The sequence below is a fragment of the Bradyrhizobium sp. NP1 genome (assembly GCF_030378205.1).
Taxonomy (GTDB): domain Bacteria; phylum Pseudomonadota; class Alphaproteobacteria; order Rhizobiales; family Xanthobacteraceae; genus Bradyrhizobium.
The window spans coordinates 7,185,121-7,207,571 of the sequence record NZ_CP127385.1; the positions used below are offsets into that span (position 1 = coordinate 7,185,121).

Here is a 22,451-nt window from a genome sequence, read left to right on the forward strand (position 1 = left end):
GCCGAACTCATAACACCTTCTTCGAGCTTCCGGGGGGCGGTTGGTTTATGATCGCCCAGAACATGCCCAGTTCTTTGACAGCGTTGACAAACTCGTGAAAATCGACGGGCTTCACGACGTAGGCGTTTACCCCGAGCTGGTAGCTCGCCAGCATATCCTTTTCTTCGTGCGATGACGTCAGCACGACCACCGGAATCATCTTGAGCCGTTCGTCGGATCGGATTTGCTGCAAGACCTCCAATCCATTCACCTTCGGCAGCTTCAGATCCAGCAGAATAACCGCCGGGTTCTCTTCGGGGCGCGCCGCGAATTGCTCTCGACAATAAAGGAAATCGAGAGCCTCCGTGCCGTCGCGGGCAACGACAACCTCGTTGGCAAGCTTGTATTCGTCAAGAGCCGTGAGAGTGAGCTCGACATCTCTTGGATCGTCTTCGACGACCAGAATTCGTCCCAGTTCGCTCATGGTGCTTTCCCCGTCCTCTCCAGTGGACTTTTGGCCTTCGGCAGGGAGAAATAGAAAGTGGCGCCTCGATCAACCGCTCCCTCGGCGCGCACGACGCCGCCATGGCGGTGAACAATGCGCTGCACGGTCGCCAATCCTATCCCCGTGCCCTCGAACTCGTCGGCCCGATGCAGGCGCTGAAATACCCCGAACAGCTTGTCGACGTATTGCATGTCAAATCCGACGCCGTTGTCCCTGACAAAGATTTCCGTCGTATTTGCATTGCCATCCGCGGAGCCAATCTCGATCCGGGCGGGGTGTCGCGTGCTTGAGAACTTGATCGCATTGGAAAGCAGGTTAACGACGACCAGCTTCAGAAGGGACCGGTCTCCGCAGCAGACCGGAAGCGCCCCGATCTTCCAGGAAATGTCCTGCCCCTTTGTCTGCTGCCCGACCTCCGAAACCACCTCGTTGACCAGCTTCTGGAGGTCCACCGCCGTGGTCCTGCTTTCGGCGCGCCCGATCCTGGAAAACGCCAGCAGATCATCAATCAGAATTCCCATTCGTTTCCCTGATTCGAGAATCGTCCGTATGTATCTTTGACTCTTGTCGTCCAGCGAATCCGATGCGTGTTTTTGCAGCAATTCCGAGTAGCCGACGAGATGGCGCAGCGGTGCCCGCAAGTCATGTGATACGGAATAGGCAAACGACTCGAGCTCCTTGTTGGCTGCCACGAGCTCCGCGGCGCGCAGCGTCAGATCCTGGTTGAGCTTGCGTATCTCGGCCTCTCGGTGCCGACGCTGCTCGAGCTCGACCTGAAGTCGATCACGTGCGTGGCGAAGGTTGTCCTCGATGCGGCGGCGAACAGCACTGAAGAAGCCCGCGATGCCCGCCGCGAGCACAAAAACCAAGAAGTAAGGAAGATCGCGCGCGGTAACGTAGAAGCTGTACAGAGGTTCTGCAAACAGATAGCTGAAGGCCGCCGAGGAAACCAGAACAGCCAGCGCAACAGGCCCGGTCCCCGCGTACCAGCCGACAAGACCGATTGCGAGCACCAGGACCGGCAGCTCTACATCACGGAACTCGTATGCTTGCAACGCGAGCGCGATAGCAACCGCGATGGCCACGGCAAGAATGGCAAATCCGTAACGCAGAAGCGGCGACTGGGGCAGTTGAAATTCGTCGTTCCAATACGCCACGCTCGGTTACTCCGACACATGCGCACGTGCGGCTTTGGCCAACTTGGCTGATTATAGCAGGTTTTGGGGTGGCTGAAGACCTCGTCCCGTCATGGGCAGGCTTGTGGCGGCTACAACTCCACCACCACGTAGTCGCTTTCGACCGCGACCTTGATGGTCTCCGCGACATACGGCCCCTTCACCACGGTTGCGCCCGGCTCGACATGCGCGGGATAGGCCTTGGCGCGGAAGCGGCGCGGGTCGCAATAGGACTGCCCGGTGCGGATGTCGAACTCCCAGCCGTGCCATGGGCAGCGGATGATCTCGCCCAGCCTGGTGTATTCGACCTCGCCGGGAGTTCTGGATTGCGCCAGCCCGATCAGCGGGCCTTCGCACAGCGCCGCACCCTGGTGCGGACACCGGTTGAGCAAGCCGAAGAACTCGCCCTTGATATTGAAGACCGCGATCGGACGGCCGTCGATCTCGAGGAATTTTCGGGTGCCCGGCGGCAGCTCGTCGACTGTCGCCACGACGTGACGCGCCATCAGGGGATTCCGTAAACCTTGCGCGCGTTGCCGAGATAGAACGCGGCGCGGTTCTCCTCGCTGACGCCGGGAGGCAGCACGCGCGAAGGCTCGTCATAATCCCAGTGAGGGTAGTCGGTCGCGAACAGAAGCTTGTCCCATCCGATCCAGTCGATCATGTCAAACAGGTGATCGCGCCGCTCCGGATCCTCCATCGGCTGCGTGGTCCAGAAGATGTGGTCGCGGATGTATTCGGACGGCCTGCGCTTCAGATGCGGCACCTCGCTGTGCAGCCGCTCGAAAGTCTTGTCGAGGCGCCAGGCGAGCGAGGGCGCCCAGCCGAAGCCGGCCTCGATCATGATCATCTTGAGCGTCGGATGGCGCTCGAACACGCCTTCCAGCACCAGGCTCGCCAGCGCGGTCTGCTGGCACTGCGAGTGGCCGACCATCTCCTCGATGTAGAAGCTCGGCCAGCCCGACGCCGTGATCGGGTTGCCGCCGAACCCGAAGGCGTGGACGCCAACGGGAAGGCCCGCTTCCTCTGCTGCTTCGTAGATCGGCCAGTAGCGGCGCTGGCCGAGCGGCTCGACGTTGCGGCTGAGCAGCAGCACCTGGACGAAATTCGGATCGCCCGCACGCCTCCTGATCTCGGCGGCCGCCGCCGGCCCGTCCTCATTGGCGACGACTACAGAGGCCTTCAGGCGGGAATCCTTGGACGTCCATTTCTCGATCTGCCAGTCGTTGACCGCCGAGCAGATCGCCGCCGCCAGATCCTGGTTGCGGATGCCCTGCCCGGTCGCCAGCGGATTGAGCACGCCCAGCACGACGTTATTCGGATCGAGATGCTGCTTCTGCATGAAGGAGAGCGAGGAGCCCTGCGGGCCGCCTTCCGGCGGATAGGCGTCGCGGCGCGAGGCGTTGGGCTGCGCCTTTGGAAATGGCGGGCCTTCCATCATGCCCTGATAGGGATGCTTGTCGTAGGTTTCGAGATGCGCGTGCCAGCGCCTGGCCATGAACGGATAGAGCTCGTCCCTGGTGGCGCGCGCCGGATGGATGTCGCAATCGGCGATCGCGGTCCTGGCCTGAACGACGGCGCTCTGCTCGGGACGTTCGCGGAACTGCACGTTCATGGCGCAACCTCCTCAATCTTTCAGCATGATCTTTTTCCGAAAACCGGTTCCCGCTTTGCGCCAACGCGGCCCTTCGCGTCGGGATCATGCCGCGGCTGCTTGCGTCAGCCGACCGTAGGTCGCAAGCGGATTGTCGATCATGATCTTGCGCACGAGATCACCCGACAAGCCTTCCGGCAGCACGCGGTTCCCCTCGAACTGCCAGTGCGGATAGTCGGTCGAGAATAGGAGCAATTCATCGGACTGCATATGGTCGAACAGGCGATTTAGCACCGCTGGATCATCGGGAGCGTCGACCGGTTGCAGCGAGAAACGGATATTGCTGCGCACAATCTCGAGCGGCGCGCGGTCGACCCAAGGCGTCTCCATGCGGATGCCGCGCCAGAACTTGTGCAGCCGCCACAGAAACGGTGGCAACCAGGTGAAGCCGCTCTCCAGCATGACCATTTTCAGCTTCGGGTGGCGGGCGAACACGCCCTCGACAATCAGGCTGGTGAGCTGGGTCTGGAACGCGGCGGCGTGCGCCACGTAATCCTCGATGTGATAGGAGCCCCAGCCGACCGAGGTCGGCGGGTTGTGATAGGCGGAGCCCGCATGGACGCCTATGGCCAAGCCATGGCGTTCGGCCGCGGCATAGATCGGCCACAGCGCGCGCTTTCCGAGCGGCATGTCGCCCATCACGAGCATCAGCACCTGGACGAAGCGCGGATCGGCGGCGCAGCGTTCGATCTCGGCGACCGATTTCTCCACGCTCTGCACGGGGATCACGATCGAGCCGCGCAGGCGGGCGTCCCGGTCGAGCCACTCCTTGGCCAGCCAGTCATTGAGCGCACGGCAGAACGCGTCCGCCATATCCTCGGAAAACACCATCTGCACGCCGTAGAGCGGGTTGCAGATCGCGTGGCGAAGCTGAAAGGCATCGAGCGCCTGGCGCTGCACGTCGGCAAGGCTCGTGCCCGGCTTGCCCTGGCTCGGCCACCAATCCGGTCGTGCCGAGATCGGCGAGTTCGGCGGATAGGACTGCGAGACCAGATCGGTCATGCCGCGGGTCGTCACCTGGTCGCGCCAGTAATCGTTCAGATAAGGCAGCAGGCTCGTCAGATGCGGAACGGCCGGATGCAGGTCGCAATCCACGCCGCCCGGGACCGGTGACGTCATGACATGGCCTCCCGGCGTCTCCTCTCCCCATTGAAGCAGGCGCATCGGTCGGCCGCAACTCGGCAAACCCGATGCCGCTATGCTAGGAATCGGGGAAAGACCGGGCTGGGGAGGTATTGATGATCCGTATTGCCATCGCCGCGACGACGACCGCGCTGTTCCTCACCGCAAGCGCCCTCGCCCAGCAGCCGCAGCAACAGCCCGCACCGCCGCCGGTCGATTTCTCCAAGGTCGAGATCAAGACCACCGACCTCGGCGACCACGTCTACATGCTGGAGGGCCAGGGCGGCAACATCACGGCCGCGGTCGCCAGGGACGGCATCATCATGGTCGACAGCGAGTTCGCGCCGCTGCACGACAAGATCAAGGCCGCAATCGCCAACATTTCCAGCCTGCCGATCAAGTACCTCGTCAACACCCACTTCCATGGCGACCATACCGGCGGCAACGAGCCGTTCGCCAGGGACGGCGCCACCGTCATCGCCGAGGCCAATGTGAAGAAGCGGCTTGCCGCCGGGACGACGAACGGTCTGACGGGGGTCAAGACGCCGCCGGCGCCGGAAGCCGCGCTGCCGGCGAAAACCTATACCGGCGCGTTCAAGCTGCGGCTGAACGGCCGCGTCGCCGACCTCAAGCACATCCCCAGCGCCCACACCGACGGCGACACCTATGTGTGGTTCAAGACCGCGAACGTGCTTTCGACCGGCGACACCTTCACCAACGGCCGCTATCCGAATATCGACTTCGCCAATGGCGGCAACATCAAGGGCATGATCGCGGCGGCGGACGTCTATCTCAAGCTCGTCAATGACAGGAGCCGGATCGTGCCGGGCCACGGCCCCGTCGCTGACAAGGCCGCGCTGCAAGCGTACCGGGCCATGCTGGTCACAGCGCGCGACCGCATGGAAAAGCTGGTAAAGGAGGGAAAAAGCGAGGCCGACGTGCTCGCAGCAAAGCCGTTTGCCGATCTCGACGCCAAATGGGCGCCAAGCGAGCTTGCGAGCACAAACTTCATCCGCGTCGTCTATCACTCGCTGGCCGACAAGACCGAGAAGAAGCCGCTGCTGAAGCGGATCCTGCGCCGGAGCTGAAACCATGAAAGAGCTTGTCGCCATAGCCGAGCAGGTCGCCGCGCGGCTGATCGAACGCAAGCAGACCATTGCGGTCGCGGAATCCTCGACCGGCGGCCTGATCTCCGCCGCGCTGCTCGCGGTGCCCGGCGCCTCCGCCTATTTCCTGGGCTCAGCCGTCGTCTATACGCGCGATGCGCGGCGCATCCTGATGGACATCCCCGATGATGCGATGAAGGGCATCCGCTCGGCCTCGGAGCCCTATGCAAAACTGCTTGCCAACCAGATCCGCACGCGCTTTGCGAGCGACTGGGGATTGTCCGAGACCGGAGCTGCGGGGCCAACCGGCAACCGCTACGGCGATGCCGCCGGCCACAGCTGCATGGCGGTCGCAGGGTCAGCTACGGCCGTGATCACGCTGGAGACCGCCAGGAATGACCGGCAGGCCAACATGCATGCGTTTGCAGCGGCGGCATTGAGTCTGCTGCTGAAGGAATTGGGGCGGTAGCGGCCAACCACACAACCGGTGTCATTCCGGCAAGCGAGCGCCTTGCGCCGCAGCGCCGTCAAGCAGCGAGCGCAAGCCATGACGACAGCCGCGTTTTGCTGCGCAAGATTCCGGGTTCGATGCTCTGCATCGCCCCGGAATGACGGCTAACGCCGTCACTTCTCCCTGAACGCGCGCATCAGCTGATCGCTGAGCGGCTTCATCAAATAGGAGACCAGCGTGCGTTCACCGGTCTGCACGAAAGCCTCCACCGGCATGCCTGGGATCAGCCTGACGTCACCGAGGCGGGCGATCTCCTGCGACGGCATCGAGACGCGGATCGTGTAGTAGCTCTGGCCGGTGCGCTGGTCGGTGGTGACGTCGGGCGAGACGCGGCTGACGACGCCGTTCAATTCCGGCGTGGTGCGCTGGTTGAAGGCCGACAGCCGCAGCAGCGTCTTCTGGCCGATCTGCAGCTTGTCGATATCGGCCGGGTTGACCTTGGCCTCGACCTGCAAATCGTCGGATTGCGGCACGATGGTCATGATGGCATCGCCCGCGGTGATTACCCCGCCCACGGTGTGGACGGTCGACTGCAGCACCATGCCATCCTGCGGCGAACGGATGTCGATGCGCCGCAACTGGTCCTCGGCGGTGACCTTGCGCTCCACCAATTCGCCGATCTTGTCGTTGGTCTCGCGCAGGTCCTTGGAGACTTCGCTGACCATATCCTTGTCGACCTGGATGATCTGCAGCTCGGTCTCGGTCACCTTGCCCTTGGCCTGGGCGCGCGCGGCGATGTATTGCGCTCGCTCGCCGTTGAGCCGCGCGGCGTCGCGCTCCAGCGTGGTGAGGCGCGAGAGCTGGACCAGATGCTTGTCGTAGAGGTCGCGGACGCCGGTGAGCTCCTTCTCGACCAGCACGATCTCCTGGTCCTTGGCCTTCTCCTGCGCGACGAGGCCTGAAATCTCCTCGCCGAGCTGGGCGATGCGCTCGCGAAGCTGAGCCTTCTGGCCGGCGCGGCCGTTGACGCGGACATCGAACAGCTTGCTCTCGCTCGCCATCAACCCCTTGACGTCAGGGTCTTCGGCGCGGCTCACAAGCTGCGGCGGAAAGGTGATGCGGTCGAGCCCGCGCTGCTCGGCCACGAGCCGTGCGGCGCGCGCCCATTGCGCGTCGAGATTCTTGGTGACGATGGCGAGGCTCGCCTTGGTGACGGTGTCGTCGAGCCGCACCAGGACGTCACCGGCCTTGACCACGTCGCCGTCGCGCGCGAGCACCTCGCCGACCACGCCGCCGGTCGGATGCTGCACCTTCTTGATGTTGGATTCGACCACGATCTGTCCCGGCGCGATCAGCGCGCCGGAAATCTGCTGGGTCGCGGCCCAGCCGCCGAGGCCGGCGGCCAGCACGAAGACCACCGCGAGCCCCGCGATCAGATGCAGCCGGATCGACCGGCGCGCGCCCTTTTCGCCTCCGCCAAGATCGATCATGGCTTCTTGACCCCGCCTTCGGACACGATCTTGATCGGCGGCGGCGGCGCGACGCGCGGCGCCAGCACCTGGGCCAGCACCTGCTCCTTCGGCCCGAACGCCTGCATGCGGCCATCGCGCAATACCAGGATATTGTCGACGCCTTCGATCGCGATCGGCCGGTGCGCGACCACGACCACGATGGCGCCGCGCTCTCGCGCGCCGCGCACCGCGCGAGTCAGGGCCTCGTCGCCCTCGGTATCGAGGTTGGAATTCGGCTCGTCGAGCACGATCAGGAACGGATCGCCATAGAGCGCGCGCGCCAGCGCGATGCGCTGCGCCTGCCCGGCCGACAGCGCAGCGCCATTCTCGCCGATCTCGGTGTTGTAGCCGTCGCGCATCTTGATGATCATCTCATGCACGCCGGCCTCCTTGGCGGCGGCGATGATGCCGTCCGAGGTGGCCTCGCCATCGAAGCGGCAGATGTTCTGCGCCACGGTGCCGGCGAACAGCTCGACGTCCTGCGGCAGATAGCCGATGTGGCGACCGAGCACGTCCGACGACCACTGGTCGAGCGCGGCGCCGTCGAGCCGCACCTTGCCGCGCACCGGCTGCCAGACGCCGACCAGCGCACGCACCAGCGACGACTTGCCCGAGCCGCTCGGCCCGATCACGCCAAGGCCGTTGCCGGCGGCAAGCTGGAAATTGACGTCGGTCACGATCACCCGCTGGTCGCCCGGCGCCGCGATGGTGACGCCCTCGACCGACACCTGGCTCGACGGATCCTGCAGCAGGGTCGGCGCGGCGACCGGCGGCATCTTGTCGAGCAGGCGGCTCAGCCGGTGCCAGCTCTGCCGCGCGGCGACAAAGCCCTTCCAGTGCGCGATCGCGAGATCGACCGGCGCCAGCGCCCGCGCGCTCAGGATCGAGCCCGCGATGATGATGCCGGCAGTCGCTTCCTGGTGGATCACGAGATAGGCGCCGACCGCGAGCACCGCCGATTGCAGGATCATGCGCATGACCTTCGCGGCGGCGCCAAGCCCGCCCACCACGTCGCTGGCGCGCTGGTTGCCGGAAAGATATTTCTCGTTTGTCTCGCTCCAGCGCCGGGCCAGCCGGGAGGCCATCCCCATCGCCACCAGCACCTCGGCATTGCGCCGGCTCGCCGCGGCGAGGTCGTTGCGGCGTGCCGCAAGGCCCATCGCCTCGCGCGCCGGCTGGCGCGACATGAATTCGGTGACGAGCGTCAGCGCCACCAGGATGATGGCGCCGGCGAGCGCCGTGACACCGATCAGCCAATGGAAGGCGAAGCAGATCGCGAGATAGAACGGCAGCCATGGCAGGTCGAAGAACGCGCTCGGACCCAAGCCCCCGAGGAAGGAGCGGACATTGTCGAGATCGCGCAGCGGCTGCAGGCCTTCGTTGCGGCCGCCCACCAGCAGCGGCAGCCGCACGATGGTCTCGAACACGCGCGCATTGAGGGCCTCGTCGAGCGAGGTGCCGATGCGCCCGAGGATGCGTCCGCGGATCAGGTCGAGCACGCCCTGGGCGGCATAAAGGCCGACCGCCAGGATGATCAGCCCGACCAGCGTGGGCACGCTGCGGCTCGGCAGCACCCGATCATACACCTCCAGCATGAAGATCGAGCCGGTGAGATAGAGCAGGTTGATCATGCTGCTTATGATGCCGACGCCGATGAACGCGGTGCGACATGCGCGCAGCGCTTCGCCGAGTTCGGAACGCCGGACGCCGGGAATGGCTGCCATCAGTATGAATCTCTTCCAATCAGCTGACGCACGGCCGCCCGCTCGCGCCGTGGTGCTAAAGGTCTCGTTTTACCGATTTTTCCGGGGCGGGTCTATTTTATGTCCCGTTAACCCAAACGGCCGTGGCGATCGCCGCCGATTGCCCCAAAGCGAGGCTTCAGGAGCCGGCCGGCGCCGGTTTCGGGAACGGAACCAGCACGACAGACATCGAAACGCGGCCGATCTCGCCTTCCGTGTCCAGGAGCGTGCCGCTGCCGATCCCGAGCCCCGTACCGGGCAGCCAGCGGGTCTGCGGACGCACGCCGATCCAGGCGCCGACCGGGGGCCGGAGCAACTGGACCGTCACGTTCGGATTGGGGTCGGCCACCACATTTTCCAGCGGCCGCGCGATGCCATGCGTCCAGTCGGCCGGACCGAGCACGCGCGACAGCGGCCCGGCGCCCTCGATGACCGGGTGATTGAGATGAAACCAGGCGGCGTCCTCGCCCTGCCGGGCCTCCATGGCATCCATGAACCACGGCTTGCCATGGGCGGCCTTCCGCGTCCGCACCGAAAAACGCGCGGGATCGTGGGTCTCGCTTCCCCGATCGGGCAACTCCGGGAGTTCGACCGCGCGCTGTCGCGACAGCGTGACCCGGACGGTGGCGCAGGGCTTGTCGTCACCATCCACGTAGAGCGTGTTGTCGACCACGCTGACCCGGCCGCCCTCGACCATGACGGAGAGCTCTGTGCGCAAGTCGCCCATCGGGGTCGGCCGCAGAAACCAGGCCGAGGCTGCGACCGCGGCGCCCCAGTTGCGCGACCCGGCCTGCGCTTCGACCTCGGCCGTCAACAGGCCCGCGACCGCCCCGCCCTGCAGGCCTGCGAACGGCCCGGCGGCAAGCGCGGTCGGTCTCCAATGCTGGTTGCCAAGCGGCTCGAAGATGGGCACGAGGTCTTGATGGTGAGAGAACTTGAACGCTGGGCCAGTCTGCTCAACAATTCACCCTTCGACAAAAGGGAAATCGTCACCACAGATGAATATTGCTCACCCATACGAAGCGGCGGAATCGGGCAGCCGCACGCTCCCGCCGCTCAACGCGCTGCTCGCCTTCGAGCGCGCCGCCGCGCATTTGAGCTTCCGCCGCGCCGCGCGCGAATTGTCGCTGACCCCATCGGCGATCAGCCACCAGATCCGCGGGCTGGAGGCGCAGTTCGGCGCCAAGCTGTTCGTCCGCGGCACGCGGTCGGTGCGGCTGACCCTCGACGGCGAACGCTACCTGGAGAAGGTTTCGGTGGCGCTCACGGCCCTGCGCCAGGCGAGCCGCGAGCTGCAACGCCACGACGGCGGCGAGCTCTGGATCAGTTCGCTGCCGTTCTTCACCAGCACGGTGCTGCTGCCGGCGCTCTCGGATTTCCGGCGCCGCCATCCCGGACTGACGCTGCGCATCGAGGCGACGCACAGCTATGCCGACTTCAACAATTCGCGGGTCGATGTCGCGATCCGCTACGGACGCGAGCAGGCGGCGGGCCTGAAGCTCGAACCGCTGGTCGCGGTCACGGGGCTGCCGGTCTGCGCGCCGGCGCTGGTGAAGGGCGGGCTGCGGCGGCCTGCCGATCTCTCGGACCAGATCCTGATCCACCTCACCACGCAGCCGGCATCCTGGCCGAACTGGCTCAAGGGAGCGGGCGTGACGGTGACGCCGCGCGGACACCTGTGGCTCGACAGCGTGCCCGCGATGCTGGAAGCCGCAGAGCATGGGCTCGGCGTCACGCTGGCGATGGCGCCCCTGATCAAGGCGCGGCCGGGTTTTGGAACCCGGCTGGTTGCGCCGTTCGATGCGACGGGCGGAAGGGGCGAGACGATCTATCTGGTGTCGCGCACCGAGCAGGTGCGCAACCGCCGCATCGCGGCAGTGCGGCGCTGGATTGCGGACGCTGTGGCGCGCGCGCGTTGAGGGACGATGGCTTGCGGCGTGGCTGGACTAGAGTCTGCCGCCGGTTCTGACCAGCCGCACGACCAGAAGCAGGATGATGGCGCCGATCGCCGAATAGATGATCTCGGAGACCAGGCCGCTGCCGATGTGAATGCCGAGCTTCGGGAACAGCAGGCTTGCGACCAGCGCGCCGGCGATGCCGACCAGGATGTCGCCGATGATGCCGAAGCCGGTGCCGCGCACGACCTTGCCGGCAAGCCAGCCCGCGACCAGGCCGACAAACAGGATGACGAGAATGCCTTCGTTGGAGAGTTGCATGAGGACGCCCCCGGTTGGCGCGCATGGCCGCGCGGCAGGAAGCCTAGCGGCGAAGGGCGGACGTGACGACTCCAATCTGGCGACGGAGCGAACGTGTTGCCGCGCCTGTTACGGCGCGGCAACAGAATGAGACGGTTCGACCAGGACGCAGCGCGCGTAGCGGCCCGGACCGACAGCGACGGCGGGCGGAACAGCCTCGCTGCAGCGCGCCTGCGCGAATGCGCAACGCGGTGCAAAGGAACAATTGTGCGGTGCGCTGCCGAGCGAGGGCGGCGTGCCGGGGATGGTCTGAAGCGGCTCTCCGCGTTTCGCGCCGTGAATCGTGGAGGCGAGCAGTCCCCGGGCGTAGGGATGGACCGGCGAGCGGACGATCTCGCGCAAGGACCCCTGCTCCACGATCTGCCCGGCATACATCACCGCGACGCGATCGCAGATTTCGATCGCAACCCCGATGTCGTGGGTGACGAAAATAACGGACATGCCGAACTCGCGCTGCAGTTCGCGCAACAGGAGCAGGATCTGGATCTGCACGGTGGCATCGAGCGCTGTGGTCGGCTCGTCCGCGAGCAGGATCTTCGGTCGGCAGGCCAGCGCCAGCGCGATCATCGCGCGCTGGCGCATGCCGCCGGACATCTCGTGCGGATAGGCGTCGAGCCGCCGGCGGGCGGATGGTATCCGCACCACCTCCAGCATCTCCAGCGCCCGGGCGCGCGCCTCCCTCTCCGTCCTGCCCTCGTGACGCATCACGGTTTCCGCGATCTGCGCCCCGACGGTGTAGACCGGATCGAGCGCCAGCGCCGGCTCCTGGAAGATCATCGAGACGGTCTGGCCGCGAAACGCCGAGAGCTCCTCCTCGTCGAGCGCAAGCACGTCGCGTCTCAATACGGTGACGCTGCCCGAAATCTGCGCGCGCCGCTTCGGCAACAGCCGCATCAGCGCGCGCAGGGTGACACTTTTGCCGGATCCGGACTCGCCGAGCAGGCCGAAAACCTCGCCCTCGCCGAGCGTCAGCGAAAGATCGTTCACGGCGTAGACGGTGCGTTCGCCGGTGAAGTGGACGTTGAGGTTCCGGATCTCGACGAGCGGGCTCATGGAAGCTTCGGTACCCTCGCGTGGAAGTCGGTCGCGCGCTGGAACGCGGCGCCGACCGTGAGCAGGGTCGCCTCGTCGAAGGAGCGGCCGATCAGTTGCATGCCGACCGGAAGACCCTTGGCGGTGAAGCCGGTCGGGATCGCCAGCGACGGCAGGCCAAGATAGTTGACCGGGCGGGTGAAGCGCGTCAGCCGCTGGATCACGGCTTCCGCATCCGGTCCGTTGCCGACGTCGCTCTCGACAATGGTCGGCGCGGCGACCGGCGAAACCGGCGCGATCAGCGCATCGACCTTCGCCGTCGCTTCCGCATGCGCCGAGAGTGCGGGCCCGCGCCAGCGCATCGCCTCGAGATAGGAAATCGCCGGAATCGCAAGCCCGTTCTGCAGCCGCATCAGCACCTGCGGCCCATAATCCTGCGGCCGCTCGATCAGCCAGCGCTTGTGGAAGGCTGCCGCTTCGACCGCGAGCACGAGCTGGCTCGCCGCGGTGAGCTGGCGCTGGTCCGGCAGCGTGACCTTGACGATGTCGGCACCCTCGCGCTTCAGCGCGGCAATCGTCTCGTCCAGGCAGCGCGCCACCTCGGCATCGAGATCCTCGACATAGAAGGCGCTGGGCACGCCGATCTTCAGCCCCTTGATCGAGGCCCTGGTCGCCGCGAGATAGTCCGGCACCGGCAGCGTGCTGGCGGTCGGATCCTCCGGGTCGGCGCCGGCCATCAGGCCGAGCAGCAGCGCGCAATCCTCGGCGGTGCGCGCCAGCGGACCGACGGTGTCGAGCGATTGCGACAGCGGCATCGCGCCGGCGCGGCTGACGCGGCCCACGGTCGTCTTCAACCCGGTGACGCCGCAGAAATGCGCGGGCATCCGGATCGAGCCGCCGGTATCGGAGCCGAGCGCAGCAAAGGTGAGGCGCGCCGCGACCGCAGCACCCGAGCCCGACGACGAGCCGCCGGTGATGTGTCCGGACAGCCACGGGTTATGCACCGCACCAAAATGGAAGTTATGGCCGGTCGGCCCATAGGCGAATTCCGCCATCTGCAGCGAACCGAGCCGAACCTGGCCGGCATCCTTCAAGCGCTGCAGCGCGGTCGAGGTGGTCGTGGCCACGAAGTCGCGGCGGATCAGCGAGCCGCAGGTCACGACGCGGCCCTCGTCGTAATACATGTCCTTGTGCGCGAGCGGCACGCCATGCAGCGGACCACGGTTCTGGCCCCTGGCCAGCGCGGCATCGGCTTCGCCCGCCGCCTTCAGCGCCGCTTCGGCCTCGATCGCCATGAAGGCATTGAGGCGGGGCTGCCATTGCGCGATGCGGTGCAGGCAGGCGCGCGTCACCTCATGCGAGGACAGGCGCTTGTCGGCGATCGCACTCGCGACCTCGGCCAGCGACATCAAGGCAGGTTCGGTGCTCATTTCGCAACCTTTGCGGTCTGCGCGAGCAGATAGCTCGCTGGTTCCAGATCGAACGGCAGCGTGCCCGCGATCGGCGCGAAGCCGTCAAAGGCCGGTCCGATCGAATTGGCGATGCGGGTTGCGACGTCGGCGTCGACCGGCACCCCTGCGGCGTCGGCGATCGACTTTATCTCTTTTGCACCCGGTCTGGTCATGCGATGTCTTTCTCCCTGGTCGGCGCGCGGCTGTGCCCTGATCCGGCAACCGCCATGTAGCACGCCGCTTCGTGGCCCATTGTATCCAGCGGCGTCAATTTTGGCGTTGCTTTTGCGCAGAGCGGCTCCGCACAAGGACAACGGGTGTGAAACCGGCAGCCCGGCGGCGGATCGATCGGGTTGGGCGGATCGCCCGAGATCGGCGGCGTCTCGGTGCGCCGGTCGGGATCGGACGACGGCATGGCCGCGAGCAACGCCCTGGTATAGGGATGCGCCGGGAAATCCCAGACCTTGTCGACCGGACCGACTTCGACCACCTCGCCGAGATACATCACCAGCACGCGGTCGGAGACGTAGCGCACGACATTGAGGTCGTGGCTGATGAAGAGATAGGTCAACCCGAACTCGCGCTTGAGGTCGGCGAGAAGGTTGAGCACCTGCGCCTCGACCGACTTGTCGAGCGCCGAGACCGCTTCATCCAGGATGACGAGGCGCGGCGACAGCGCGAGCGCCCGTGCGATATTGACGCGCTGGCGCTGACCGCCGGAAATCTCGTGCGGATAGCGGCTGGCGAAGGTTTCCGGCCGCAAGCCGACCTTGCCGAGCAGCTCGCGCGCCAGCTCGCGGGCAGCGCTGTCACCCATGCCGTGCACTTTCGGGCCGAAGGCGACGGATTCCTCGACCGTGAGGCGGGGGTTGAGCGACGCGTAGCTGTCCTGGAACACCATCTGCATGCCGCGGCGCAACTCGCGCAATGAAAGCGCCGGCCCCACCTGCATGCCGTCATAGACGATCTCGCCGGCATCGCGCGGCATCAGGTGCATCAGGAGCCGCGCGGTGGTCGACTTGCCGCAGCCCGACTCGCCGACGATGCCGACGGTTTCGCCCTTCAGGATCGCAAACGAGACATTATCGACGGCGCGTACCGTGCGGCGGGCGCTGAACAGCTCGCCGCGCACGGCAAAATGCTTGGTCAGCCCGCTGACCTGCAACAACGGCTGGGCCGCGCCGCCGCGATCCTGGATAGGTTCAAGCCTGCCGATGGCGGTCGTCGCCTCGCTCATCGCCTCAACTCCGGATATCCATCGCGCTGCGCAGCCCGTCGCTGAGCAGGTTGAAGCAGATCGAAACGGCAAAGATCATGACGCCCGGCAGCGCCGCCACGAACGGATTGACATAGATCGCGGTGCGCAGCGTGTTGAGCATCAGTCCCCATTCCGGCTCCGGCGGTTTTGTGCCGAGCCCCAGGAAGGACAGACCGGCGGCCAGAATCATCGAGACCGAGATCAGACCCGTGGCATAGACGAAGATCGGCCCGAGCACGTTGCCCAGCATGTGCACGCGCATGATGGTGAAGGCGCCGGCCCCGGAGGCGCGCGCCGCCTCGACGAAATCCATGTTGCGCACGCCCGTCGTCACGCTTTCGGCGACGCGGGTGATCTGCGGCACGAACACGACGGTGAGCGACACGATCGAGTTGACGATGCCGGCGCCGAGCGCACCCGATATCGCGATCGCCAGCAACACCGAGGGGAAGGCATAGAACACGTCGACGGTGCGCATGATCGCGGTGTTGACCTTGCCGCCGACATAGCCGGCGACGAGGCCGAGCAAGCTGCCGATGCAGAAGGCGAGGATCACAGGCAATATGCCGACAATCAACGACAGCCGTCCGCCATAGATCAGCCGCGCCAGCATGTCGCGGCCGAGCTCGTCGGTACCGAGTGGAAAATTCGGCGTACCGATATGGCGGAGCCTTCGTATCATCGAGCCCTGATAGGGATCGGCAAGACCCAGCCATGGCGCGGCGAGCGCAGAAGCGAAGATCAGGATCAGGATGACGGCGCAGGCCATGCTGACCTTGTCGCGCGAGAGACGGCGGCCGACGGTCGCCCAATAGCCGCGTGCCGCGGCAGAAGGCGCCGCCTGCAACGCCGCATCCGACATCGCGTCAAGGGGCGTGACTGCCATCGTCAGCCCCGCTTGATGCGCGGGTCGATCGCGGCCTGTGCGATGTCGACCAGGAGGTTGAGGATGACGAAGAACAGCGCCAGCACCAGGATGGTGCCCTGCAGGAGCGGCAGGTCGCGCTGGAAGATCGCCGAGTTGAGCAGCAGTCCCGAGCCGGGCCAGGAGAACACCGTCTCGATCAGGATCGAGCCGCCGAGCATGTAGCCCAGCTGAAGTCCCATGACCGCGAGTGCGGTCGGTGCCGCGTTCTTGACGACGTGGCGGAACACGCCGGTTTCACGCAGGCCCTTGGCGCGCAGGGCCTCGACGAAATCCTGACTCAGGATATCGCCGGTGAGCGCGCGCACCGTGCGGGCGACGATGCCCATGGGGATCACGGACGTCGTGATTGCCGGCAGGATCAGATAGCGCAGATGCTCCCAGTCCCAGCCCCATGCCGCGGAGCCGCCGGGACCGGCGCCGACCGCGGGCAGCCAGTTGAGCTCGACCGAGAAGATGATGACCAGCACCATGCCGAGCCAGTAATGCGGCAGGGACACGCCGGCGATCGCCACCGAAGTCGTGGCCTTGTCGATCCAGCGGTCGCGGAAATAGCCTGCGATCAGGCCGAACAGCACGCCGAAGGTGAAGCCGATCATCGCGGCGAACACCGCGAGCGTCACGGTGTTGCCAACCGCACGCATCACCTCCGAAAGCACCGGACGTCCGGTCGCGATCGAATTGCCGAGGTCGCCGTGCACCGCGCGCCACAGCCACAGGCCGAACTGAACCGGCAGTGGCCGATCGAAGCCGTAGGCCGCGCGCAGTTGCGCCGCCAGCTCCTGCGAAGCATCCGCCGGCAACACCGCGACCAGCGGATCGCCCGGCGTGATATGCACGAGCAGGAAGCAGACCAGCGCCACGCTGACCACGATCGGGATCACGTAGACGATGCGTCGGGCGATGTAGACCAGCACGGATCAACCCTGGTGTTCTTGAGCGCGAAAGCCGCGAGGGCTCCCCTCCCATGCGGAGAGGAGGTTGGGGGTCCTTCAAGCCGCGAGCCTGTCGCCTGTTCCCTCCCCAGCCCTCCCCCGCAAGGGGGAGGCAATGCAGGCAACGGGACACGCGCGGCCATGACGAGGCCTTGAAAAGGTACCGCTCACGGCCCGATCGTGATCGGCGAGAAGTCGACGAACCAGCTCTTCGGCTGCACAAAACCCTTGATCTTCGGGCTTAGCGCCCGCGGGGCGACATCGTGGGCAACGTAGAGGAACGCCGCGTCGTCGACGGACGCCGCATGCAGCTCCGCGAGCGCGGCGTCGCGCGCCGCCGGATCGAAGGTCTGGCGTGCCTTGGTGACGAGCTCGTCAAATTTCGGGTTGTTCACATAGCCCCAATTGTTGGAGAGCGGCGGGGCCATCGACGATTGCAGGAAGCGCACCAGCGCGAAGAACGGGTCCATCGCCGCATAGGTGACGTTGATGGCGTTGGTGCCGTTGGCGGTCGGATCCTTGGCACCGCGGCGCCAGTTGGTGAACAGCGTGTTCCACTCGATGACGTCGAGCTGGACGTCGAAATAGCATTCCGCCAGCGCCTGCTGCAGATATTCGTTCATCGGCAGCGGCAGCATCTGGCCCGATCCGGAGGCCGAGGTCTGGATCTTCACCGTCAGCTTCTTGTTCGGGCCGAAGCCGGCTTCCTGCATCAGCTTCTGCGCGGCCGGCTTGTCGTACTTGATCTGAAATGAAGGGTTGCCGCGCCAGGGATGGCCGGGCTCGAAGGTGCCGGTCGCCGCCACCATCAGGCCGGCAAGCAGGCCGTCCTTCAGTCCCTCGCGGTCGATGCAGAGATTGGCGGCCTTGCGCACCCGGATGTCGTTCCAGGGCGAGCCTTCGACACGCGAGAACTGCCACGGCCAGACGTGAGGCTCCTCGTTGAAATAAAGCTTGAAGCCGCGCTGCTTGATCTCGGGCAGTGCGTCCGGCGCCGGCGCCTCGACCCAGTCGACCTGTCCGGATAGAAGCGCCGCGGTGCGCGCATTCGCCTCCGGCATCGGCAACAGCACCAGCCGATCGACCTTCGGCACCCGTGCCTTGTCCCAGTAATTCTCGTTCCTGACGAGCTCGAGCCGCTCGCGCGGGGTGAAGCTCGCCATCTTCCACGGACCGGTGCCCGAAGCCTGGCGCGCGAACGCGTCCCAGGCGGCCTGCGACTTCGCCTTGGCGTCGGCGCCGCCGGCGGCATCGTAGAGCTTCTGCCATTTGGCGGGGCTCGCCATGAAGAGATTGGTGAGATTGATCGGCAGGAAGGAGTCCGGCTCCTTGGTGGTCAATTCCACCGTCAGATCGTCGATCTTGCGCGCCGAGGCCAGCGTCGGCATGCGCGAGGCGGTGACGCCGACCTGGCTCGGATCGAATTGCGGCGCATCCTGCTTCAGGACTTTCTCGACGTTCCACACCACCGCATCGGCATTGAACGGCGAGCCGTCATGAAAGCTCACGCCGGGGCGGAGCTTGAAGACCCACTTCTTCTTGTCGGTGTCGTCCACCTTCCATTCGGTCGCGAGCCCGGGAATCATGACGCTCGCCTTGTCGGCCGACGAGAGATCCCACATCGTCAGCGCGTCATACAAGGTCAGCCCGGTGAAGCGATTGCCTTCAAAACCCTGGTCCGGCTGGCCCAGCGTGCGCGGGATGTCGGCGGCCGTCATCCCGATGCGGACAACGGTTTCCGCACGGGCTACCTGCGGCCACGCCAACGCCGCCGCCAGCATCGCCGTGCTCAGCCCCTTGGCGAACCTCCCGGGGAGCGCCGTTTTCCTGGTTGTCCCTGTATGCATCGCAACAAACCCCCTTCAACTTCACGTGACTATTTCTTATGCAAATTTATGCAACGGCCGTGCCAAGGAAGAAAGATGTTCGCCTGATAACCCGTGGGGGCGCAATTTCTTCCCACGATGCACGAATGAAAGACAACCTGCCCAATCTAGCATCAATGTTGCTCGCGTCGTAGCGTAACCGCGTCAGGCAGCGAGCGGCTTGACCTAGAGCGCGCTCTAGTTCGTACAAGGCGGGCTCCTCAACGCTAAGGAGCAGCCATGACAACAGCCCAAAACAAGGCCCTGGTCGAAAGCATCATGGAGGCGCGGGCGCGCCGCGACCCCGCCCCCTTCATCGCCGCCATGGCCGACGATTTCACCTGGCGGATCATCGGGTCGACCGCATGGTCGGGCGACTATGTCGGCAAGGCCGAGGTGCGCGAGCGGCTGTTGCGGCCGCTCCACCAGCAATTCACCGCGCCTTCAGCGATCACGGCAAGCCGTATCCTCGCCGACGGCGACCATGTCGTCGTCGAGTGCCGGGGCGACGCGACCACGACGTCAGGCGAGAAATACGCCAACACCTATTGTTTCGTCATTCGCGTTGCCGACGGCAAATTGAAGGAGTTGACCGAATACATGGATACGGCGCTGGTCGAGCGCGTGCTCAAGCCGCCGCCGCAGGCCTGAACGCGGGAGCTAAGCGCGAAGATCCGTCTTCAGCGCCCGCATCGCCTGCGGGACGCGCTGGTGGGGCGCCACAGTGGGCCGCTCGCCGTTCGCCATCCACTCGTCGTAGAACTCGACCTTGGCGTTGATCAGCGCGAGCGCTTCGGTCCAGCGCGCGATGCTGTCGCGCACGCGGCGCTGGTTCCGGCCGAGCAGCGCGCGGCGCTGCGTGAGCGCCGCCGTCCCCTGCCTGGCCAGCGTCGTGTATTCGCGCATCTCGCGGATCGACATGCCGGTGAGGCGCAGCCGCTCCATCAGGTCGAGCCAGCCGACATGATGTGCGCCATAGACGCGCCGGCCCGCCGCGTCCCTGACGACGCCGGGCAGCAGGCCCTGCGCTTCGTACCAGCGGATGGTGTGGACACTGCGCCCGCTGCGGGCGGCGATCTCTCCGATTCGAAGCTCCCGCTGCATGTTCGCTCTCCGCTCGCATCGTGGTGCCGATCCAATGGAGATAGGCCTGCGCCGAGCGAGGGTCCAGAGCGCAGCTACTTCGTGAGCAGCGCGAAGGCCCCGTTCCAGTCCGCCGGCGGCGGCTCGTGCCTGAAGGCCTGGATGCGCGTTTCGTACAGCTTGAAGAGATACTCCAGCGTATTGCCTTCGTCGGACTTGCGGCCGCGCGCGATTGCCTCGAGCGCGCCGTCCCAGTCGCGGTTACGATAGCAGGAAAGCATCTCGATCGTGAGGTTGCGCAGGCGCTGGAACCGTGCCGATTGCGCCACGTCCTGGCGGCCGGCAATGGCGTAGATGACCTCCGGCTCCTTCTTGCCCTTCACCATGATGAAGTCGAGCTCGAGAATCGCGAAGCGGTCCTTGACCGCGAGGGCTGTCTTCGAACCGACGATGATCGGAAAGCCGTATTCCTTGGATTGGCCTTCCAGGCGCGAGGCCAGATTGACGCTGTCGCCGAGCACCGAATAATCGAAGCGAAGGTCCGACCCCATGTTGCCGACGACGCAGGTACCGGTGTTGAGGCCGACACCGACATTGAGCGGAATGTAGACGTGGCCGCCTTCCTTGGCTTCCTCCTCGCGCAGCTTGTTGAGCTCGTCGATCCGCTCGAGCATGTCGACGGCGGCCTCGCAGGCGTTGATCTGGTGCTCCTTGTCGTCGAGCGGCGCGTTCCAGAACGCCATGATGGCGTCGCCCATATATTTGTCGATGGTGCCCTTGCGCGCCAGGATCGCGTTGGTGAGCGGCGTCAGGAAGCGATTCATCAGCCTGGTCAACCCTTGCGGATCGTGCTTGTAGGTCTCCGAAATGGTGGTGAAGCCGCGCACGTCGGAGAACATGATGGTCATCTCGCGCTCCTCGCCGCCCAGCACCAGCTTTTCCGGCGACTGCGCAAGCTGCTCGACCAGCGCCGGCGACAGATACTGGCCGAACGCCGAGCGGATCTGCCGCCGCTGCGCCTGCTCGCGGACGAAGCTGGAGAAGATCAGGGTCAGATAGACGGCTGTCGTCGACATCAACGGATAGGTGAAGTCGATCAGCAGGCGGTCATGGACGTAGAAATACCAGGAGGTCCCGACCAGCACGGAGGCGAATATCCCGCCGACGAGCACGAGGCGCACCGGCCCAAGATTGGGTGTGAAGATGATCACCAGAAGCCCGATGACGAGCGCGGCGAAGAATTCGACCGTGCTTGCATAGTATGGCTGCACCAGCCCTTCGCGGGTCAGGACGCTCTCCAGCACCTGGGCATGAACTTCGACGCCGGGCATGGCCGGCGATACCGGCGTTGTCTTGATATCGTTGAGCCCGACGGCTGAGGTGCCGATCAGCACCAGCTTTCCCTTGATCTTGTCGAGCGGCACCTTGCTGTCGAGCACATCGACGGCGGAGACATAGAGCGAAGGATCCTGGTGGGCGAAATGAACCCAGAGCTGGCCGTTCTTGTCGGTCGGAATATCCAGGCCGCGCACCGTGATGCTCTTGATTCCGGCTTTCTCGGACTTGAGCAGGACGGTGGGCGTGGCGGTGATCACGCGCAGGATTTCCAGGCTGAGCGACGGCATGGTGGTCCCTTGCGCACGCAGCACCATCGGCACCCGCCGGATGATGCCATCGCGCTCGGTCTTGATCGTGAACAAGCCGCGGCCGGCGGCCGTCTTCTCCAGAACCGGCACATTCCGCAACAGGCCGGGAAATTCGAACAGGAACCGTTCCGCCTCCGCCGCGTCGCTGCCCAGCGTCGCGAAACTGGTGAAGGGAAGATCCTTGTCAAGCTCGGTCAGCACGGCGGCAAGGCCGGTCTCCCCGAGCACCACGCGCGACCGGCGCATGGCGTCGGACAAAATCTGGTCGTTGCTCGGCAGCGCGCGCAGCCTCTCGCGGGTCGTCTCGTCCAGATCCCGCATGCTGTCCGCCGCCTTGTCCGGGTTGAGCCGGTCGGACTCGGAGAAGACCACGTCGAAGGCGATGGCCACGGCGCCGAGATTGGTGAGATTGACGACGATGTCGGCGATGCTGGTCCGCGGCCAGGGCCACTGACCGAGCTTCGCCAGGCTCTTTTCGTCGATGTCGACGATGGTGACGGGCCGGGCCGTCTTCACGCGGGGGTCGAGGAGCTGGAACGTGTCGAAGGTGCGGACGCGAAGCTCCTCCATCGGCCCAGGATCGATGATGCGAAGCGCGGCAAAGGCGACCAAAAGCGCCAGGCAGATCAGCCGCGCATAGCCGAACCGTCGCGCGAACCATCGCCGCCATGCTTTGAGCCGCTTCATGCCGCCTTCCGATGCCCCGCTCGCGTTGCCTTACGAATAGCCCGCCCACGGCGCGACTGGCAATGCAGA

Annotated in this window: 22 protein-coding genes; 4 read left to right on the top strand and 18 right to left on the bottom strand. The window is 65.5% G+C overall.

The genetic code is table 11. The features are described from left to right. Positions 1-7 precede the first annotated feature (7 nt). The 5 genes from QOU61_RS34710 to QOU61_RS34730 all read right to left on the bottom strand — a co-directional run bounded on the left by QOU61_RS34710 (position 8) and on the right by QOU61_RS34730 (position 4,432). Positions 8-463: a response regulator gene (locus QOU61_RS34710; RefSeq protein ID WP_289655673.1), complete on the bottom strand. Its 456-nt coding sequence runs from the start codon at positions 461-463 to the stop codon at positions 8-10. Beyond that, positions 460-1,641, bottom strand: a complete 1,182-nt coding sequence (locus QOU61_RS34715) for a PAS domain-containing sensor histidine kinase (protein WP_289655674.1) — start codon at positions 1,639-1,641, stop codon at positions 460-462. Before QOU61_RS34715 ends, QOU61_RS34710 begins: the two co-directional genes overlap by 4 nt. A gap of 110 nt (positions 1,642-1,751) precedes the next feature. Then, positions 1,752-2,165, bottom strand: a complete 414-nt coding sequence (locus tag QOU61_RS34720; RefSeq protein WP_289655675.1) for a Rieske (2Fe-2S) protein — start codon at positions 2,163-2,165, stop codon at positions 1,752-1,754. Then, positions 2,165-3,274 carry an amidohydrolase family protein gene (locus QOU61_RS34725; protein WP_289655676.1) on the bottom strand — a complete coding sequence of 370 codons (1,110 nt, stop codon included), beginning with the start codon at positions 3,272-3,274 and terminating at the stop codon, positions 2,165-2,167. Before QOU61_RS34725 ends, QOU61_RS34720 begins: the two co-directional genes overlap by 1 nt. Before the next feature lie 84 nt (positions 3,275-3,358). Beyond that, complete coding sequence (locus QOU61_RS34730) at positions 3,359-4,432, bottom strand: amidohydrolase family protein (protein WP_289655677.1); 1,074 nt, start codon at positions 4,430-4,432, stop codon at positions 3,359-3,361. Between the two features lie 119 nt (positions 4,433-4,551). Between QOU61_RS34730 and QOU61_RS34735 the strand changes: the two genes are divergently transcribed. Next, positions 4,552-5,523: an MBL fold metallo-hydrolase gene (locus QOU61_RS34735; RefSeq protein WP_289655678.1), complete on the top strand. Its 972-nt coding sequence runs from the start codon at positions 4,552-4,554 to the stop codon at positions 5,521-5,523. A gap of 4 nt (positions 5,524-5,527) precedes the next feature. Next, entirely contained in the window at positions 5,528-6,010 is a 483-nt protein-coding gene (locus QOU61_RS34740; protein WP_289655679.1) for a CinA family protein, read from the top strand. A 155-nt stretch (positions 6,011-6,165) separates the two neighbouring features. On the opposite strand, the gene QOU61_RS34745 is transcribed toward QOU61_RS34740, so the two are convergent. From QOU61_RS34745 to QOU61_RS34755, 3 genes are all read right to left on the bottom strand, one after another. Continuing rightward, positions 6,166-7,482 (bottom strand): HlyD family type I secretion periplasmic adaptor subunit, encoded by a 1,317-nt coding sequence (locus QOU61_RS34745; RefSeq protein ID WP_289655680.1) that lies wholly within the window; start codon positions 7,480-7,482, stop codon positions 6,166-6,168. Continuing rightward, positions 7,479-9,227 (bottom strand): type I secretion system permease/ATPase, encoded by a 1,749-nt coding sequence (locus QOU61_RS34750; protein ID WP_289655681.1) that lies wholly within the window; start codon positions 9,225-9,227, stop codon positions 7,479-7,481. Before QOU61_RS34750 ends, QOU61_RS34745 begins: the two co-directional genes overlap by 4 nt. 157 nt (positions 9,228-9,384) lie before the next feature. Next, positions 9,385-10,158, bottom strand: a complete 774-nt coding sequence (locus tag QOU61_RS34755; protein ID WP_289655682.1) for an acyl-CoA thioesterase domain-containing protein — start codon at positions 10,156-10,158, stop codon at positions 9,385-9,387. Between the two features lie 85 nt (positions 10,159-10,243). On the opposite strand from QOU61_RS34755, the gene QOU61_RS34760 reads away from it, so the two are divergent. Continuing rightward, positions 10,244-11,164 carry a LysR substrate-binding domain-containing protein gene (locus QOU61_RS34760; protein WP_289655683.1) on the top strand — a complete coding sequence of 307 codons (921 nt, stop codon included), beginning with the start codon at positions 10,244-10,246 and terminating at the stop codon, positions 11,162-11,164. Between the two features lie 27 nt (positions 11,165-11,191). On the opposite strand, the gene QOU61_RS34765 is transcribed toward QOU61_RS34760, so the two are convergent. The 8 genes from QOU61_RS34765 to QOU61_RS34800 form a co-directional block, all read right to left on the bottom strand. Continuing rightward, positions 11,192-11,461, bottom strand: coding sequence for a GlsB/YeaQ/YmgE family stress response membrane protein (locus tag QOU61_RS34765; protein ID WP_289655684.1), 270 nt, complete (start codon positions 11,459-11,461; stop codon positions 11,192-11,194). 108 nt (positions 11,462-11,569) lie between these two features. Continuing rightward, on the bottom strand, positions 11,570-12,553 hold the full coding sequence (locus QOU61_RS34770; RefSeq protein ID WP_289655685.1) for an ABC transporter ATP-binding protein: 984 nt from the start codon (positions 12,551-12,553) through the stop codon (positions 11,570-11,572). Next, complete coding sequence (locus tag QOU61_RS34775; protein WP_289655686.1) at positions 12,550-13,962, bottom strand: amidase; 1,413 nt, start codon at positions 13,960-13,962, stop codon at positions 12,550-12,552. The genes QOU61_RS34770 and QOU61_RS34775 overlap by 4 nt, the downstream gene beginning before the upstream one ends. Beyond that, positions 13,959-14,156: a hypothetical protein gene (locus tag QOU61_RS34780; protein WP_289655687.1), complete on the bottom strand. Its 198-nt coding sequence runs from the start codon at positions 14,154-14,156 to the stop codon at positions 13,959-13,961. The genes QOU61_RS34775 and QOU61_RS34780 overlap by 4 nt, the downstream gene beginning before the upstream one ends. Continuing rightward, positions 14,153-15,220 (bottom strand): ABC transporter ATP-binding protein, encoded by a 1,068-nt coding sequence (locus QOU61_RS34785; RefSeq protein WP_289655688.1) that lies wholly within the window; start codon positions 15,218-15,220, stop codon positions 14,153-14,155. Before QOU61_RS34785 ends, QOU61_RS34780 begins: the two co-directional genes overlap by 4 nt. 4 nt (positions 15,221-15,224) lie before the next feature. Next, on the bottom strand, positions 15,225-16,127 hold the full coding sequence (locus tag QOU61_RS34790; RefSeq protein ID WP_289655689.1) for an ABC transporter permease: 903 nt from the start codon (positions 16,125-16,127) through the stop codon (positions 15,225-15,227). Positions 16,128-16,129: 2 nt separating this feature from the next. Continuing rightward, positions 16,130-17,083 (bottom strand): ABC transporter permease, encoded by a 954-nt coding sequence (locus tag QOU61_RS34795; protein WP_289655690.1) that lies wholly within the window; start codon positions 17,081-17,083, stop codon positions 16,130-16,132. A gap of 185 nt (positions 17,084-17,268) precedes the next feature. Continuing rightward, on the bottom strand, positions 17,269-18,882 hold the full coding sequence (locus QOU61_RS34800) for an ABC transporter substrate-binding protein (RefSeq protein WP_289662048.1): 1,614 nt from the start codon (positions 18,880-18,882) through the stop codon (positions 17,269-17,271). 324 nt (positions 18,883-19,206) lie between these two features. On the opposite strand from QOU61_RS34800, the gene QOU61_RS34805 reads away from it, so the two are divergent. Continuing rightward, positions 19,207-19,617 (top strand): nuclear transport factor 2 family protein, encoded by a 411-nt coding sequence (locus QOU61_RS34805; protein WP_289655691.1) that lies wholly within the window; start codon positions 19,207-19,209, stop codon positions 19,615-19,617. Positions 19,618-19,626: 9 nt separating this feature from the next. Here the strand turns inward: QOU61_RS34805 and QOU61_RS34810 are convergent, their stop codons facing one another. Both QOU61_RS34810 and QOU61_RS34815 read right to left on the bottom strand, forming a co-directional pair. Beyond that, positions 19,627-20,070, bottom strand: coding sequence for a MerR family transcriptional regulator (locus QOU61_RS34810; RefSeq protein WP_289655692.1), 444 nt, complete (start codon positions 20,068-20,070; stop codon positions 19,627-19,629). 74 nt (positions 20,071-20,144) lie between these two features. Next, positions 20,145-22,382 carry a CHASE2 domain-containing protein gene (locus QOU61_RS34815; protein ID WP_289655693.1) on the bottom strand — a complete coding sequence of 746 codons (2,238 nt, stop codon included), beginning with the start codon at positions 22,380-22,382 and terminating at the stop codon, positions 20,145-20,147. Positions 22,383-22,451: the final 69 nt, after the last annotated feature.

Excerpts from the sequence above, each read along its gene's own strand:
- QOU61_RS34805 (WP_289655691.1), top strand. The coding sequence starts at position 19,207 with ATGACAACAGCCCAAAACAAGGCCCTGGTCGAAAGCATCATGGAGGCG.
- QOU61_RS34735 (WP_289655678.1), top strand. The coding sequence starts at position 4,552 with ATGATCCGTATTGCCATCGCCGCGACGACGACCGCGCTGTTCCTCACC.
- QOU61_RS34765 (WP_289655684.1), bottom strand. The coding sequence starts at position 11,461 with ATGCAACTCTCCAACGAAGGCATTCTCGTCATCCTGTTTGTCGGCCTG.
- QOU61_RS34815 (WP_289655693.1), bottom strand. The coding sequence starts at position 22,382 with ATGAAGCGGCTCAAAGCATGGCGGCGATGGTTCGCGCGACGGTTCGGC.
- QOU61_RS34725 (WP_289655676.1), bottom strand. The coding sequence starts at position 3,274 with ATGAACGTGCAGTTCCGCGAACGTCCCGAGCAGAGCGCCGTCGTTCAG.
- QOU61_RS34800 (WP_289662048.1), bottom strand. The coding sequence starts at position 18,882 with ATGCTGGCGGCGGCGTTGGCGTGGCCGCAGGTAGCCCGTGCGGAAACC.
- QOU61_RS34760 (WP_289655683.1), top strand. The coding sequence starts at position 10,244 with ATGAATATTGCTCACCCATACGAAGCGGCGGAATCGGGCAGCCGCACG.
- QOU61_RS34740 (WP_289655679.1), top strand. The coding sequence starts at position 5,528 with ATGAAAGAGCTTGTCGCCATAGCCGAGCAGGTCGCCGCGCGGCTGATC.
- QOU61_RS34730 (WP_289655677.1), bottom strand. The coding sequence starts at position 4,432 with ATGACGTCACCGGTCCCGGGCGGCGTGGATTGCGACCTGCATCCGGCC.
- QOU61_RS34710 (WP_289655673.1), bottom strand. The coding sequence starts at position 463 with ATGAGCGAACTGGGACGAATTCTGGTCGTCGAAGACGATCCAAGAGAT.
- QOU61_RS34780 (WP_289655687.1), bottom strand. The coding sequence starts at position 14,156 with ATGACCAGACCGGGTGCAAAAGAGATAAAGTCGATCGCCGACGCCGCA.
- QOU61_RS34775 (WP_289655686.1), bottom strand. The coding sequence starts at position 13,962 with ATGAGCACCGAACCTGCCTTGATGTCGCTGGCCGAGGTCGCGAGTGCG.
- QOU61_RS34785 (WP_289655688.1), bottom strand. The coding sequence starts at position 15,220 with ATGAGCGAGGCGACGACCGCCATCGGCAGGCTTGAACCTATCCAGGAT.
- QOU61_RS34745 (WP_289655680.1), bottom strand. The coding sequence starts at position 7,482 with ATGATCGATCTTGGCGGAGGCGAAAAGGGCGCGCGCCGGTCGATCCGG.
- QOU61_RS34810 (WP_289655692.1), bottom strand. The coding sequence starts at position 20,070 with ATGCAGCGGGAGCTTCGAATCGGAGAGATCGCCGCCCGCAGCGGGCGC.
- QOU61_RS34770 (WP_289655685.1), bottom strand. The coding sequence starts at position 12,553 with ATGAGCCCGCTCGTCGAGATCCGGAACCTCAACGTCCACTTCACCGGC.
- QOU61_RS34790 (WP_289655689.1), bottom strand. The coding sequence starts at position 16,127 with ATGGCAGTCACGCCCCTTGACGCGATGTCGGATGCGGCGTTGCAGGCG.
- QOU61_RS34750 (WP_289655681.1), bottom strand. The coding sequence starts at position 9,227 with ATGGCAGCCATTCCCGGCGTCCGGCGTTCCGAACTCGGCGAAGCGCTG.
- QOU61_RS34720 (WP_289655675.1), bottom strand. The coding sequence starts at position 2,165 with ATGGCGCGTCACGTCGTGGCGACAGTCGACGAGCTGCCGCCGGGCACC.